The 14,499-nt window shown below is 62.5% G+C and carries 10 protein-coding genes and 2 tRNA genes; 9 read left to right on the top strand and 3 right to left on the bottom strand.

The window, feature by feature from the left end; genetic code table 11:
- The first annotated feature begins 339 nt into the window (after positions 1-339).
- The 8 genes from tig to PMO31116_RS02195 all read left to right on the top strand — a co-directional run bounded on the left by tig (position 340) and on the right by PMO31116_RS02195 (position 9,408).
- Positions 340-1,680, top strand: coding sequence for a trigger factor (tig, locus tag PMO31116_RS02230; protein WP_150565259.1), 1,341 nt, complete (start codon positions 340-342; stop codon positions 1,678-1,680).
- Between the two features lie 122 nt (positions 1,681-1,802).
- On the top strand, positions 1,803-2,459 hold the full coding sequence (clpP, locus tag PMO31116_RS02225) for an ATP-dependent Clp endopeptidase proteolytic subunit ClpP (protein WP_150565258.1): 657 nt from the start codon (positions 1,803-1,805) through the stop codon (positions 2,457-2,459).
- A gap of 236 nt (positions 2,460-2,695) precedes the next feature.
- Positions 2,696-3,976: an ATP-dependent Clp protease ATP-binding subunit ClpX gene (clpX, locus tag PMO31116_RS02220; protein ID WP_023595740.1), complete on the top strand. Its 1,281-nt coding sequence runs from the start codon at positions 2,696-2,698 to the stop codon at positions 3,974-3,976.
- A 195-nt stretch (positions 3,977-4,171) separates the two neighbouring features.
- A complete protein-coding gene (gene lon, locus PMO31116_RS02215) occupies positions 4,172-6,592 on the top strand; it encodes an endopeptidase La (protein WP_023874528.1) in 2,421 nt (806 codons plus the stop codon).
- Between the two features lie 282 nt (positions 6,593-6,874).
- On the top strand, positions 6,875-7,177 hold the full coding sequence (locus PMO31116_RS02210) for an HU family DNA-binding protein (protein WP_470381988.1): 303 nt from the start codon (positions 6,875-6,877) through the stop codon (positions 7,175-7,177).
- A 56-nt stretch (positions 7,178-7,233) separates the two neighbouring features.
- Positions 7,234-7,309: transfer RNA gene (locus PMO31116_RS02205), tRNA-Val, on the top strand.
- 14 nt (positions 7,310-7,323) lie between these two features.
- Positions 7,324-7,400 (top strand) — tRNA-Asp (locus PMO31116_RS02200).
- Positions 7,401-7,482: 82 nt separating this feature from the next.
- The gene (locus PMO31116_RS02195) at positions 7,483-9,408 is read left to right on the top strand and encodes a SurA N-terminal domain-containing protein (RefSeq protein WP_150565257.1); all 1,926 of its coding nucleotides are present in this window, start codon (positions 7,483-7,485) and stop codon (positions 9,406-9,408) included.
- Between the two features lie 69 nt (positions 9,409-9,477).
- Here PMO31116_RS02195 and PMO31116_RS02190 read toward each other — a convergent pair whose 3' ends face one another.
- A complete protein-coding gene (locus PMO31116_RS02190; RefSeq protein WP_150565256.1) occupies positions 9,478-10,176 on the bottom strand; it encodes an arylesterase in 699 nt (232 codons plus the stop codon).
- On the opposite strand from PMO31116_RS02190, the gene PMO31116_RS02185 reads away from it, so the two are divergent.
- Positions 10,175-10,867: an ABC transporter ATP-binding protein gene (locus tag PMO31116_RS02185; RefSeq protein ID WP_150565255.1), complete on the top strand. Its 693-nt coding sequence runs from the start codon at positions 10,175-10,177 to the stop codon at positions 10,865-10,867. The genes PMO31116_RS02190 and PMO31116_RS02185 overlap by 2 nt on opposite strands.
- A 133-nt stretch (positions 10,868-11,000) precedes the next feature.
- On the opposite strand, the gene pgi is transcribed toward PMO31116_RS02185, so the two are convergent.
- The gene (pgi, locus tag PMO31116_RS02180) at positions 11,001-12,659 is read right to left on the bottom strand and encodes a glucose-6-phosphate isomerase (protein WP_150565254.1); all 1,659 of its coding nucleotides are present in this window, start codon (positions 12,657-12,659) and stop codon (positions 11,001-11,003) included.
- Between the two features lie 111 nt (positions 12,660-12,770).
- A complete protein-coding gene (locus PMO31116_RS02175) occupies positions 12,771-14,474 on the bottom strand; it encodes an NAD(P)H-hydrate dehydratase (RefSeq protein WP_150565253.1) in 1,704 nt (567 codons plus the stop codon).
- Positions 14,475-14,499: the final 25 nt, after the last annotated feature.

Below are 14,499 nucleotides of genomic sequence, written 5' to 3'. Positions count from 1 at the left end.
TCCGCCCCAAGATCTTTTTCTGGGTGGGACCCTCTAATATGCAATTCCGGTCCGTCGCGGCGCGGTTCGCGGGTGACACTCGCGACGCGGTCGATCACCGGCGTAAAGGCCCGATTTCGTGGATTTCCGGCCGGAAAGTCTGGAGGCGGGACAATAGTTTGCTAAAATGTTCCGCTTTGTGTGCAAAACCGTTTTGGCGCGACCCCGATTCGCTCGGGGACGGAGGGAAGCCGGCGTCGCATCGTCGGTACCGGCCCAAGGTTGATTAACTGACAGGGTCCGCTTGCGGCCATCCCTCGCCGTAACACAGAACGACCCTCTGGAAGGACGAATATCCTCATGACTATCGCTGTTGAAAACCTCGGCAAGCTCGAGCGTCGCTTTACCATCGCCCTGCTCAAGCAGGACGTCGAAAAAGAAGTTGCTACGCGCATCCAGAAGCTGTCGAAGACGGTTCGCATGCCGGGCTTCCGCCCGGGCAAGGTGCCCCTGAAGATGGTCACCCAGCAGTATGGTGGTCAGGTCGAAGCCGAAGTCGTGAGCGACAAGGTCGGCCAGCAATTCTTCGAAATCACGAAGGAGCAGGATCTGCGCGTGGCGGGTCAGCCGCGCTTCGCGCCGAAGGCCGACGCGGCCGAGACCGAATATGCATTCGACGCCACTTTCGAGATCTACCCGGAAGTGAAGATCGGTGACCTGGCCAGCGCCGAGGTCACGCGCACCACGACCGACGTCTCGGAAGCCGAGATCGATCGCACCATCGATATCCTGCGCAAGCAGCGCGTGCACTACCACGTGCGCGGTGAAGCCGGCGAGCACGGCGACGGCGGCTCGGTCGAAGCCAAGGACGGCGACCGCGTGACGGTCGATTTCGTCGGCAAGATCGACGGCGAGGCATTCGCCGGCGGCAGTGCGGAAGACTTCGTGTTCGTGCTCGGCGAAGGCCGTATGCTGCCCGAGTTCGAGAAGGCGACGCTGGGCCTGAAGGTTGGCGAGTCGAAGGAGTTCGAGCTCAAGTTCCCGGACGAGTACCACGGCAAGGAAGTGGCCGGCAAGACCGCCACGTTCACCGTGACGCTCAAGAAGGTCGAGTGGGCCCATCTGCCGGAAGTCAATGCCGAGTTCGCCAAGTCGCTCGGTATCGCCGACGGCAGCCTCGAGAAGATGCGCGCCGACATCAAGGAAAACCTGTCGCGCGAAGTCAAGCGTCGCACGCAGGCGCTGCTCAAGGATCAGGTGATGAACGCCCTGATTTCGGTGGCGGAGCTCGAGGTGCCGAACGCGCTGGTCGAACAGGATCAGGAGCGTCTGGTCGCGATGGCCCGCCAGGACCTCGCGCAGCGCGGTGTGCCCAACGCCGCCAACGTGCCCATCCCCGCCGAGATGTTCAAGGAGCAAGCCGAGCGCCGCGTCAAGCTGGGCCTGATCCTGGCCGAGCTCGTCAAGCAAAACGACCTGCAGGCCAAGCCGGAACAGATCAAGGCGGAAGTCGAGGAATTCGCGAAGAGCTACGAAGACCCGCAGGAAGTCGTCCGCTGGTACTATGGCGATCAGCAGCGCATGGCGGAAATGGAAGGTTTCGTCGTCGAGAACAACGTTGTCGAGTTCGTCCTGGGCAAGGCCAAGGTCACCGACAAGCAAGTTAGCTTCGAAGAGCTGGCTGGCAACACGCAAGCGTAATCGACCACGTACGACCGACTGAACCGCCGCGGCCGCAAGGCCGTGGCGGTTCTTTTCCAAATGGCCCCCGGGCCTCCTCCCTGCGGCGCGCAAAACCATCTCGATAGAAGGGTCGAACCGATATGCTTACCCGTTCCGAATTGCTCGCCCAACTCGCCTCCCAACCCCAGAGCTCCGCCCTCGAGACGCAAGGCCTTGGCCTCGTGCCGATGGTCGTCGAGCAAAGTGGGCGCGGTGAGCGCGCTTACGATATCTATTCGCGACTCCTCAAGGAGCGCATCATTTTCCTGGTGGGCGAGGTCAACGACCAGAGCGCCAACCTCGTCGTCGCCCAGTTGCTGTTCCTCGAGAGCGAGAATCCTGACAAGGAAATCTCGATGTACATCAACTCGCCGGGCGGTTCCGTCTCGGCCGGGCTGGCGATCTATGACACGATGAAGTTCGTCAAGCCGCCGGTCTCGACCCTGTGCCTGGGCATGGCGGCGAGCATGGGCGCGTTCCTGCTGGCGGCCGGCGAGAAGGGCAAGCGCTTCGCGCTGCCGAACGCTCGCATCATGATTCACCAGCCGCTGGGTGGCGCGCGCGGTCAGGCGTCGGACATCGAAATCCACGCCCGCGAAATCCTGTTGCTCAAGGATCGCCTGAACCGTCTGCTCGCCGAGAACACCGGGCAGTCGCTCGAAGTCATCGCGCGCGACACCGATCGCGACAACTTTAAGTCGGCTGCGGACGCGGTCGAGTACGGCTTGATCGATCGCGTGCTGGAAAAGCGTCCCTGATCGCGGCCCGACTTCGGGGCGATCGACGGTAAAAGTGGCGGCGCGACATCCGGTATTTTCGTCTCGAAAATACGGATGCTCTCGCCAAGTCTTTGTCGTAGAAGGGAATTTGTTGCTGTCGCGGGTGGGCCACACGCTCGCGCGGCATGGCGTTACAATGGGATTCACGTATGCCGCGTTTGCCGCCCCCGACGGGGGACGACCGGGGCGCAAATTGCTAGCAGGCTGACACAGATATGGTGGATAAAAAAAGCACTTCCAACGGCGAAAAGCTGCTCTACTGCTCGTTCTGCGGAAAGAGTCAGCACGAGGTCAAGAAGCTCATCGCGGGGCCGTCCGTGTTCATCTGCGACGAGTGTATTGATCTGTGCAACGAGATCATCCGTGACGAGGCTGCGGCGGCCGAGGACGAAAGCGGCAGCGGTGGCAAGTCCGATCTGCCCTCGCCGCAGGAGATCCGCGAGAGCCTCGATCAGTACGTGATCGGTCAGGACCGCGCCAAGAAGATTCTGGCGGTGGCGGTCTACAACCATTACAAGCGATTGAAGCACCTCGGCGACAAGCGCGACGAGGTGGAACTGTCCAAGAGCAACATCCTGCTCATCGGGCCGACCGGCTCGGGCAAGACGCTGCTCGCGCAGACGCTCGCGCGTTTGCTCAACGTGCCGTTCGTGATTGCCGACGCCACCACGTTGACCGAAGCCGGTTACGTGGGCGAAGACGTCGAGAACATCATCCAGAAGCTTCTGCAGAACTGCAATTACGAGATCGAGCAAGCGCAGAAGGGCATTGTTTACATTGACGAAATCGACAAGATCAGCCGCAAGTCGGACAATCCGTCGATTACGCGCGACGTGTCGGGCGAGGGGGTGCAGCAGGCGCTGCTCAAGCTCGTCGAGGGCACGATGGCTTCGGTGCCCCCGCAAGGCGGTCGCAAGCATCCGAACCAGGATTTCATTCAGGTCGACACGACGAACATCCTGTTCATCTGCGGCGGTGCCTTCGACGGTCTCGAGAAGATCATCATGAACCGCACGGAGAAGACGGGTATCGGTTTCGGTGCGACGGTCAAGACCGGCGAAGAGCGTGATGCGGGCGAGTTGCTGCGCGACGTCGAGCCTGAAGACCTGATCAAGTTCGGCCTGATTCCGGAACTGATCGGCCGCCTGCCCGTGGTTGCCACGTTGGGCAAGCTTGACGAGGACGCCCTGGTGACGATTCTCATCGAGCCGAAGAACGCGCTGGTCAAGCAGTATCAGCGTCTCTTCATGATGGAGGGCGTGGAGCTGGAAATCCGCCCGGCGGCGCTGCATGCCGTGGCCCGCAAGGCCATCAAGCGCAAGACCGGGGCGCGGGGCCTGCGTTCGATCATCGAACAGGCGCTACTCGAGGTCATGTACGAGCTGCCCTCGCTCAAGGGCGTGACCAAGGTGATTCTGGACGAGAACGCCATCAGCGGCGACGGAAAGCCGCTCTTGATCTACCAGGAGCCGCCCAAGGTTGCCGGCTCCAATTGAACGGTCAACTCAATGCCACCGTAAGCCGTTCATGGAAACATGGGCGGCTTTTTTTCCTTCATACTAGTGCCACGGGCAATGAAACCCCGAGTGGTGCACCTTGTCGGCGAAAGGGCCTCTACCGGCCTCTTGTAATTCTCGCCGGCGGCCTCAATTAGCAGGAACACAACGGTATCGTTAAATATGGGGAACGAGATGTCAGGCACCCAAATCCTCCCGCCCGAAGCGATTCAACTGCCCCTGTTGCCTTTGCGCGACGTGGTCGTGTTTCCGCACATGGTGATTCCCCTTTTCGTGGGGCGTCCGAAATCGATCAAAGCGCTTGAAACCGCCATGGAAGGCGGCAAGCACATCATGCTGGTCGCCCAGAAAGCGGCCGCGAAGGATGAGCCCACGGCCAAGGATCTCTATGAGATCGGCTGCGTCGCGAACATCCTGCAAATGCTCAAACTGCCCGACGGCACCGTCAAGGTGCTGGTCGAGGGGATTCAACGCGCCCGCACGCTGAGTGTGGACGAAGAGGAGACCCAGTTTACGTCGGAAGTCATGCCGCTCGAGCCGGATGACGGCAACTCGCCGGAATCCGAGGCGCTGCGTCGTGCCATCGTCGCGCAGTTCGATCAGTACGTGAAGCTCAACAAGAAGATTCCGCCGGAGATCCTGACGTCGCTGTCTGGCATCGACGAAGCGGGTCGTCTGGCTGATACGATTGCGGCCCATCTGCCGCTCAAGCTCGAGCAGAAGCAGAAGATTCTGGAGATGTTCCCGGTTATCGAACGACTCGAGCATCTGCTCGCGCAACTCGAGAGCGAGATCGACATTCTTCAGGTGGAAAAGCGCATCCGCGGCCGCGTAAAGCGCCAGATGGAGAAGAGCCAGCGCGAGTACTACCTCAACGAACAGGTCAAGGCCATCCAGAAGGAGTTGGGCGAAGGCGAAGAAGGCGCCGATCTCGAGGAACTCGAGAAGCGCATCAAGGCCGCGCATCTGCCGAAGGAAGCCAAGAAGAAGGCCGACGCCGAACTCAAGAAACTCAAGCTGATGTCGCCGATGTCGGCCGAGGCGACGGTCGTGCGTAACTACATCGACACGCTCGTCGGTTTGCCGTGGCGCAAGAAGAGCAAGGTGAACAACGATCTGTCGAATGCCGAGAAGGTGCTCGACGAGGACCACTTCGGCCTGGAGAAGGTCAAGGAACGCATTCTCGAATATCTTGCCGTGCAACAGCGCGTGGACAAGGTCAAGGCACCGATCCTGTGCCTGGTTGGGCCCCCTGGCGTGGGCAAGACCTCGCTCGGCCAGTCGATCGCGCGTGCCACGAATCGCAAGTTCGTGCGCATGGCATTGGGTGGCGTGCGTGACGAGGCTGAAATCCGCGGTCACCGTCGTACGTACATCGGTTCGATGCCCGGCAAGATTCTGCAGAGCCTGTCGAAGGTCGCCGTGCGTAACCCGCTGTTCCTGCTCGACGAAGTGGACAAGATGGGCATGGACTTCCGTGGCGATCCGAGTTCGGCGCTGCTCGAAGTGCTCGATCCGGAACAGAACCACACGTTCTCGGACCACTATGTCGAGGTCGACTTCGATCTGTCGGATGTGATGTTCGTGGCCACCTCGAACTCGCTGAACATTCCGGCACCGTTGCTCGACCGTATGGAAGTGATTCGTCTGTCGGGCTATACGGAAGACGAGAAGGTCAACATCGCCCAGCGTTATCTTCTGCCGAAGCAGAAGAAGAACAACGGCCTGAAGGAAGGCGAGATCGATCTGACCGAAGCGGCGATCCGCGACATCATTCGTTACTACACGCGTGAAGCGGGGGTGCGCTCGCTCGAGCGCGAGATCTCGAAGATCTGCCGCAAGGTCGTGAAGATGCTCCTGCTCAAGAAGGTCGAAGGCACCTCGATCAAGGTCGATGCGAGCAATCTCGACAACTTCCTGGGCGTGCGCAAGTTCGACTTCGGGCTGGCCATGAAGGAGAACCAGATCGGCCAGGTCACGGGGCTGGCGTGGACGGAAGTGGGCGGCGATCTGCTGACCATCGAAGCGGCGGTGATGCCGGGCAAGGGCAACATCATTCGTACGGGCTCGCTCGGCGACGTGATGAAGGAGTCGGTCGAGGCTGCGCGATCCGTGGTGCGTTCGCGGGCGCGGCGCCTTGGTGTGACAGACGAGCAGTTCGAGAAGCGCGACATCCACATTCACGTGCCGGAAGGTGCGACGCCGAAGGACGGTCCGTCCGCCGGTATCGCCATGACGACCGCGCTCGTGTCGGTGCTCACCGGTATTCCGGTGCGCGCGGATGTGGCGATGACCGGCGAGATCACGCTGCGCGGTGAAGTCTTGCCGATCGGCGGTCTCAAGGAGAAGCTGCTGGCAGCGCATCGCGGCGGCATCAAGCTCGTGTTGATTCCGGAAGAGAACGTAAAGGATCTCGCCGAGATTCCCGATACGGTCAAGAACGCGCTGGAAATCGTGCCGGTGCGCTGGATCGACAAGGTGCTCGAACTTGCGCTCGAACATGCGCCGGAGCCGCTGCCGGAAGATGAAGCCAAGGCGGCGCCTGTCACGCCCACGGCGGATGCCAGCGGCAAGCAGGATGTCATCAAGCACTGACAGTCGTTGATCGTCGAACGTTGCTGGCGGAGCGATGGGTTCCGCGAGCGATCGCCCGATGTGAAAGCACGGAAAAAAGCTCGGGGTTTTCCCCGGGCTTTTTTTTTGTTGACGCAAAGTGCTCGAAAATAGCCTCCGGAAAGTTCAGATTCAGGAGTGCTTTCTATGCTGCCGGAACGCTGCAAAACGGCTTGACATCAGGGTTTCCGGCTTGTCTAATGGCAAAGCCAGCGGACCTCGCAGATCAATGTCAAGGCGCGCAAAGAGCGCCTCCGCGGCTCAATCGCCTACTATCCTTGCAAGGGGGTTACAGTGAACAAGACGGAACTGATCGAACATATCGCGGGAGAGGCCGACATTTCGAAAGCGGCCGCGGGTCGAGCACTTGACGCAATGGTGGGAGCAGTAAAGAAGGCGCTGAAGAAGGGTGACGATGTGACGATGGTGGGCTTCGGCACGTTCTACGTGGCCAAGCGCGCGGCGCGCGCAGGACGCAATCCTCGCACCGGCGACGTCATCAAGATCAAGGCAGCGAAGGTTCCGAAATTTCGCCCTGGCAAAGATTTGAAAGATACGATAAACTAACAAGCTTTCCTGCTTCGGCGGGAGACAGCATCAAGAACAACACTTGAATCGGGAACGGGTGCTTAGCTCAGCTGGTAGAGCGGCGCCCTTACAAGGCGTAGGTCGGGGGTTCGAACCCCTCAGCACCCACCAGTTCCAGATCTTGGGGAGCGGTAGTTCAGTTGGTTAGAATACCGGCCTGTCACGCCGGGGGTCGCGGGTTCGAGCCCCGTCCGCTCCGCCAAATTGTGAAAAGGCGAACTTCGGTTCGCCTTTTTTGCCATATGACGTCCTAAGACGCTTCCAGACGACTTTTCCGATTTCGTATGTTCGACTTCATCCGCCGTCATCAACGACTGGTCCTCATCTTCCTGACGGTGCTGATCGTGCCGTCGTTCGTGGTGTTCGGCGTGCACGGCTGGCAGGAATATGCCTCGGATGCCGGCACGATTGCCAAGGTCGGCGATCAGACGGTGACACGTCAGGAGTACGACAGCGTGCTGCGCGCGCAGACCGAGCGCATGCAGCAGATGTTCGGCGGTGCGGTCGACGCGAGCCAGATCAATACCCCTGAAATGCGCAGTGCCGTGCTGGATAACCTGATCCAGCAGAAGCTGCTCACGCAGGAAACACTCAAGAAAAATCTGTCGGTACCGGATACGCAAGTGCGTGATGCGCTGCTCGCGATTCCGGCGATTGCACAGTTGCGCCGTGCGGACGGCTCGATCGATCAGGCCGCATACGAGCAACTGCTTTCGGCGCAGAACATGACGCCGCAACGTCTCGAGGCGCAGATCCGTTTCGAGCTCGCGTCGAATCAACTGCCCACGAGTGTGCAGGCAAGCGCGATGCTGCCGAAGACGGTTCTCGATCGATTTGCGCAATTGCGCGCCCAGCAGCGCGAAGTGTCTGCACTGAACTTCCCCGTGTCGGACTTCGCCAGCAAGATCACCCCCACGCAAGCGCAGATCCAGGCGTACTACGACGCCCACAAGGCCGCGTTCCAGACGCCTGAGTCCGCCGAGATCCAGTACGTGGTGCTCGATCCTAAGGCAATGCCGGCGTCGGCGCAGGCCGCGCCGAGCGACGACGCGCTGCGCAAGATGTACAACGACAACCTGAAGCAGTACACCACGCAGGAAGAGCGTCGTGCATCGCACATTCTGATCGCATCGCCGGCCGACGCGTCGCCGGCCGACCATGCAAAGGCGAAGGCGAAGGCCGATGCCTTGCTCGCGCAACTCCGCAAGAACCCCAACGACTTCGCCAAGCTGGCGAGCGAAAACTCGGAAGATCCGGGCTCGAAGGCCAAGGGTGGCGATCTGGGATTCTTCACGCGTGACGCGATGGTCAAGCCGTTTGCCGATGCCGCTTTCGCCCTGAAGAGCGAAGGGGACATCAGCGATGTGGTGAAGAGCGATTTCGGCTATCACATCATCAAGCTCACCGGTATCAAGCCCGCGCAGACGAAGTCGTTCGACGACGTGAAGTCGCAATTGGCCGAGCAATATCGTCAGCAGGAATCGGCCAAGGCGTATGCCAAGCTTGCCGACCAGTTCACCAACGCGGTGTACGAGCAACCTGACAGCCTGCAGCCGGCCGCCGACAAGTTGAACCTGAAAGTGCAGACGGCGACCGTCACGCGCAAGCCGGATCCGTCGCAGGCGCAGGGGCCGCTCGGCAACGAGAAACTGCTCAAAGCCGTGTTCGGCGACGAGTCGCTCAAGAACAAACGCAATACCGAAGCCGTGGATGTGGGGCAAGGCGTGCTGGTTTCGGCGCACGTGGTCAGCTATCACCCTGCCGCCACGCCGCCGCTCGCGCAGATCGCTGAGCAGGTCAAAGAGAAGACGATTGCCGATCTGGCCGAGCAGGAAGCGAAGAAGGCCGGTATGGCGAAGCTCGACGCGCTCAAGAAGGGTGGGGACGCGACCTTTGGGGCCGCGCAGACGGTATCGCGCGACAATCCGGGCAAGCTGGCGCCGGCCGCGCTCACGGCCATCTTTGGCGCCGATACCTCTAAGCTTCCTGCCTACGTGGGCGTCGAGCTGGGCGATGGGCAAGGTTACGCCGTGTACCGCATCAGCAAAGTGACGCAGCCGATCGTTCAGGATCCGCAGCGTCTTGCCGCGGAAGCACAACAGTTGAATCAACTGGCCGCACAGGCCGAGTGGAACGCCTGGTTGGGTGATCTGCGTGCGCGCTCGAAGGTCAAGATCGTCAATGACGTAACCAAGGCGTCGAGCAACTGAGCGCCTGCGCGACAAGACGACGACACAACGAAAAACGCGGCCCGGCGGCCGCGTTTTTTTATGTCTGGATCATGCGCCCGATTTCGGTGCCCGGGTATCTGCCGCCTTTCCCGATGGCTTGCCGCCCGGTTTGAGCAGCGGTTTCACCGTCGGCCATACGTTCTGCAAGATCTGGGGATGGGCTTTGGCAAGCGGATGGATCTGATCCTGCTGGAACCAGTCCGGGTGCTCCACAACGCCGGCCAACAGAAACGGCACGTAGCCCGTCTTCTCCTGTTTGGCGAGCACGGAAAACATGTTGAAGAACTGTTCGCTGTAGTCGGGGCCGTAGTTCGGCGGAATGCGCATGCCGACGACGATCACACGGCTGCCTGCCTTGCGAGCGGCGGCAATCATCTCGCGCAGGTTCGTGCGTGTGAGATCGAGTGGAATGCCGCGCAAGGCGTCGTTGCCGCCCAGCTCCAGAATGGTGATGGCGGGGTGGTAGCGCTCGAGCAGAGGCGCGAGGCGGGCGCGTCCGCCGCTCGTCGTGTCGCCACTGATACTCGCATTGACGACGCTATAATCGAATCCGCTTTGCGTGATCGTCTGTTGCAACAGATTCACCCAGCCCGCGCCGCGAGCGATGCCATATTCCGCCGAGAGGCTGTCGCCCACGACCAGGATCGTGGGCGGTCCCGAACTTGCCGCGTGCGCCGCGGTCCCTGAGAGCATGCACCAGCCAACGAAGGCTGAGGCGGCCAATTTCAAGAACTCTCTTCTTGCCATGTCGTTTTCCGAAAACGTAATTGAAGTGCGGGGCCTGGGGAAGCGGTTGCGTGACGCCACCGGTGAACTGGTCATTTTGCAGGATATCGATTTCTCCGTCGCGAAGGGCCAGAGCGTTGCCATCGTCGGCGCGTCGGGATCGGGCAAGTCGACGCTGCTCGGGCTGATGGCGGGCCTCGACACGGCGACCGACGGCAGCATCACGCTACTGGGCAAATCGCTGGGCGAACTCGACGAAGAAGGGCGCGCGGCATTGCGGCGCGGTGCCGTTGGATTCGTCTTTCAATCGTTTCAGTTGATGCCGCATCTGACCGCACTCGAGAACGTAATGCTGCCACTGGAATTATTGGGTGAGACATGCGACGTGCGCGATCGTGCCGTCGAATTGCTTGAGCAGGTGGGGTTGGGGTCGCGCCTCACGCATTACCCGAAGCAGCTCTCCGGCGGCGAACAGCAACGCGTGGCGCTCGCACGTGCATTCGTGACCCAGCCGGCCGTGCTGTTTGCCGACGAACCGACGGGAAGTCTCGATACGGCGACCGGCGAACGTGTCATCGACCTGATGTTTTCGCTCAACAAGGCGAGCGGGGCCACCCTGGTATTGGTCACGCACGATCTGGCGATCGCACAGCGCTGCGATGCAACGGTTCAGCTCGCGGGCGGGCGGTTGGTCCAGCGCGAACCGAGCTGATCCGGCGACGCACGTCCCACCCCACGCAGCCCGGGTAATACACACGCTACGCGGCACGCCAGGGGCATGCGAGCCACGGATGTCGCTCATGTCGCGTCCGTCGCCACGGGCGCGGCGGCGGGTGCGTGAACCGTCAGCGTTTCCCCTTGAGCACCTCGCCGGCCAGGCGGATCAACGAGGCCGTCGAAGCGTCATGGGCATCGGGCCGGAGCGAATCCGGGTCGAGGAGCTCCGGTTCGATGGCGCGACACAGCGTCTTGCCGAGTTCCACACCCCATTGATCGAACGGATTGATATTCCAGATGGCGGCCTGAACGAACACCTTGTGCTCATAGAGCGCGATCAGTGCACCCAGTCGCTCCGGCGACAATTTGTCGATGACCAGCGTGTTGCTGGGGCGATTGCCGTCAAAACGGCGTTGTGCGGCCAGCGGACCGCCTGCCTGTTCCGCCGTCGCCATCGAACCGCCCTGCAGCAACGCCTCGCTTTGCGCGAAGCAGTTTGCGAGCAGCTTGCGGTGGTGATCGAGCAAGCCGGGCGCGTCGTACTGCGGCTCGAGCACGGCAATGAAATCCACCGGTACGAGCGTCGTGCCCTGATGGAGCATCTGGAAGTAGGCGTGTTGTCCATTCGTTCCCGGCTCGCCCCAGATGATGGGCGCCGTTTGCCACGCCACGGGGGTTCCGTCGACCTGTACCGACTTGCCGTTGCTCTCCATGTCCAGTTGCTGGAGATAGGGGGGCAGCTTCTGTAGCGCGTCGGTATAAGGCGCGATGGACAACGTCTGGGCGTCGAAGAAATTCCGGTACCAGACGCCGAGCAGGCCAAGCAACACCGGCATGTTGGCCTCGAGCGGCGCGTGCCGGAAGTGCTCGTCCATGGCATGGGCCCCGGCGAGCAGCGCCTCGAAATTCCGTGCGCCGAGATACAGCATGATGATGAGTCCGACGGACGACCACAGCGAATAGCGGCCACCGACCCACTCGCCGAACTCGAAAACGTTCTCCTTGCGGATGCCGAATCGCACGGCCTCTTCTGCATTCGTCGACACGGCGACGAAATGCCTGCCCAGTTCGCTTTCCGGAATACCATGGTCGACGAACCAGGCGCGAATCGTGCGTGCGTTCGTCATCGTCTCGAGCGTCGTGAACGTCTTCGAGCAAACGACGACCAATGTGCTTTCGGGGTCCAGTGCGGGAAGCGTACGGGCGAGTTCCGTGGGATCGATGTTGGCGATGAAGTGCGCGGACAGGTCGTGACGTCCGTAGACGGCGAGCGCGTCGCAGACCATGCGGGGGCCGAGATCCGAGCCGCCGATGCCGACATTGATGAGATGCCGGATGCGCTTGCCGGTGGCGCCTACCCACGCGCCGCTGCGCACGCTGTCGCTGAACGCGCGCATCCGGGACAGCGTGTCGCACACGCCTTGGCTGACGTCGCCCGAGGCGTCGCGAAAGGCCATCGAGCGTGGCGCTCGCAAGGCGACGTGCAGGGCAGCACGATCTTCCGTGACGTTGACGTTTTCCCCCGCCCACATGGCATCCCGCTTGGCAGGCAGCCCGCATTCGCGCGCCAGATGCGTGAGCAGCGTCAGCGTCTTGTCGGTAATTCGATTCTTCGAGTAGTCGAGATACAGGCCGGCCGCACGCAATGAAAAGCGCTCGACACGTGTGTTGGCCCCCGTGCCAGCGAACCAGTCGCGCATGTGCTGCCCGGCGATTTCGTCGCGATGTTCGAGCAGGGTACGCCAGGCGGGGAGTTGATCCAGACGAACGGATGACTTGTACGGCATGTGCGATAGGAACATTTCGATAAGGCGAAGTATAACGGGAGTCGCCGTGCATACGGCCCGAAATCGGGCGCGGGCGGCGCGGTTACAGGCTTTTGCGCCGCCGGGGCCGTCTTATCGGGAGCTGCGTGGCGTCCCACGAGCGGGCGGAACGCTTCGCGTCGCACGCGTCGAGTCGTTCAGCCGCAGTCCCAGTTCGGTACGGATGGCGGGCAAAAGTTCAGATGCCGTGAGCCCTGCCGGCCCCTGTCCCTCGCTCACGCACCGTTCGGCGGCCCGACCGTGAACCCAGACGGCGCCCAGCGCTGCGGGTGTCGCGGGCATGCCCTGGGCGAGGAGGGCGCCGATGATGCCGGTGAGCACGTCCCCCGTGCCTGCGGTGGCCAGTCCGGCATTGCCGGTCGTGTTGATCCAGGTGTCGTTGCCGTCGTCGATGACGGTGCCCGAACCCTTGAGCACGATCGTGGCGCCGAAACGTTGCGCCAGCGCGCGTGCGCACGCCAGCCGGTCGGACTGAATGTGCGCCACGTCGCAGCCTGCCAGGCGAGCTGCCTCGAGCGGATGCGGCGTCAACACGGTGGGGCCGGCACGGCGGCGCACTCGCTCGGCGAGCGAGGGCTCTATGGCGAGCAGATTGAGCGCATCGGCATCGATGACCAGCGGCGTATGCTCCAGCGCCAGGGCCCGGGCAAGACAGGCGGTTGACGCCGCCGAGGTGCCGAGTCCCGGTCCGATCGCGACGGCCTGCATGTTGGCCGGGTCCAGGCTTTCCGCCTGGCGCAGCATGAGCTCGGGATGAACGGGATCCCAGGCGGGGCCGTGCTGGGCGACGAAGCCGACGTAGACGCGCCCGGCGCCCGACATCAGCCCGGCGCGTGCGCAGAGCAGTGGCGCCCCGATCATGCCCTCGTGGCCACCGAACACCGAGAGTGATCCGTAACTCCCCTTGTGGGACGCATGATGGCGTTGCGCCAGATGCGACGCGAACGCATGCGGTGCGTTCGTGCGGATGCTGCTGGCGGCGAGCGCCTCGTCGGCCCCGAGCGTAGCCACGAGCACGTCGCCGGCCAGGTCGCGTCCGACACCCGTGAACAGCCCAGGGCAGGCGCCGAGCATGGCGATCGTGACGTCCGCCCGGATGGCGGGACCGTCGGTGATGCCGGTGGCTGCCATCAGTCCGCTCGGGATGTCGATCGCCAGCACCGGTGTGCCTTGCGCTTGGGCGTAGTCGATGTTCTCGACCAGCGTGGCGGCCGCACCGTCGAGGGCACGCGACAGGCCGATGCCGAACAGGCCATCCACGATCCACGCGTAGGTCGAAGGCGCCGGCCACGTCGTTGGCGCCGGGCGCACCGGCACGCCGGCGGCGATCGCTTCGTCATGCGCCCAGGCGGCGTCAGGCGCGGCGGGGGGCGCAAGCTGCCAAACGTCGACGAGCACGCCACGCTGATGCAACTCGCGCGCCGCCACGTAGGCGTCGCCTCCGTTGTTGCCGGGCCCGGCGAGCAATAGGACCGGATGGCGACCGGCCGTTGCGAGCGAGGGCAACTGGGCGTAGAGCCAGCCGGCGACGGCGGCTCCGGCGCGGGCCATCAGGGTGTGCGGCGCCAGTCCGGCCGCGGCGGCTCGTTCGACTTCGCGAAGGGCTGTGGGAAGATAAAGGTCGCAAGGGTCGAAAGGGTCGCAGGGGGCGCAGGCGGCAACGGTGTCGCCGAGCGCCACGGAAGTCTCGGGAAACCGGGGGCGACTCACGGGCCGCGCGAGCGGATTCGGGCTCGCGGGGGCGGCAGGGACGTTGGTGTGCAGAGGGTCGGACATGGCTGGCGAAGCTCCCGTGGGCCTG

Origin of the sequence: Pandoraea morbifera, from assembly GCF_902459575.1 — a bacterium.
GTDB lineage: Bacteria > Pseudomonadota > Gammaproteobacteria > Burkholderiales > Burkholderiaceae > Pandoraea > Pandoraea morbifera.
This window is presented reverse-complemented; position numbering and strand designations above follow the sequence as displayed.

Bases quoted from the DNA above. Each gene is read 5' to 3' on its own strand.
- tig (WP_150565259.1), top strand. From the start codon at position 340: ATGACTATCGCTGTTGAAAACCTCGGCAAGCTCGAGCGTCGCTTTACC.
- clpP (WP_150565258.1), top strand. From the start codon at position 1,803: ATGCTTACCCGTTCCGAATTGCTCGCCCAACTCGCCTCCCAACCCCAG.
- clpX (WP_023595740.1), top strand. From the start codon at position 2,696: ATGGTGGATAAAAAAAGCACTTCCAACGGCGAAAAGCTGCTCTACTGC.
- lon (WP_023874528.1), top strand. From the start codon at position 4,172: ATGTCAGGCACCCAAATCCTCCCGCCCGAAGCGATTCAACTGCCCCTG.
- PMO31116_RS02195 (WP_150565257.1), top strand. From the start codon at position 7,483: ATGTTCGACTTCATCCGCCGTCATCAACGACTGGTCCTCATCTTCCTG.
- PMO31116_RS02185 (WP_150565255.1), top strand. From the start codon at position 10,175: ATGTCGTTTTCCGAAAACGTAATTGAAGTGCGGGGCCTGGGGAAGCGG.
- PMO31116_RS02190 (WP_150565256.1), bottom strand. From the start codon at position 10,176: ATGGCAAGAAGAGAGTTCTTGAAATTGGCCGCCTCAGCCTTCGTTGGC.
- pgi (WP_150565254.1), bottom strand. From the start codon at position 12,659: ATGCCGTACAAGTCATCCGTTCGTCTGGATCAACTCCCCGCCTGGCGT.
- PMO31116_RS02175 (WP_150565253.1), bottom strand. From the start codon at position 14,474: ATGTCCGACCCTCTGCACACCAACGTCCCTGCCGCCCCCGCGAGCCCG.